This window comes from Flavobacterium sp. UBA7682 (assembly GCF_002482945.1).
Lineage (GTDB): Bacteria > Bacteroidota > Bacteroidia > Flavobacteriales > Flavobacteriaceae > Flavobacterium.
Map to the genome: position 1 here is coordinate 1 of NZ_DLGY01000004.1, position 322 is coordinate 322.

Below are 322 nucleotides of genomic sequence, written 5' to 3' on the forward strand. Positions count from 1 at the left end.
GGGCGCTACGACTTTCTGCGATGGAGGAAGTATTACCCTGACCTCATCATCGGCTATCGGAAATGTATGGTCTAACGGTCTGACGACTCAATCAATAACGGTTGCTGCTTCAGGAACCTATTCGGTTTATGTAAACAACGGAATGTGTGCGTCGGCATTTTCTGCCGCTACGACCGTTACTGTAAACCCACTTCCGGCAACACCGTCGATTTCCGCTTCGGGCGCTACGACTTTCTGCGATGGAGGAAGTATTACCCTGACCTCATCTTCGGCTACCGGAAACGTATGGTCAAACGGGGCGACAACACAATCAATTACGGTT

1 protein-coding gene is annotated in these 322 nt (G+C 50.3%); it reads left to right on the plus strand.

The genetic code is table 11. The annotated features are described in order from the left end of the window. On the plus strand, positions 1 to 322 hold a 322-nt coding region (locus B3C16_RS00365), incomplete at both ends, for a hypothetical protein (protein ID WP_414655244.1).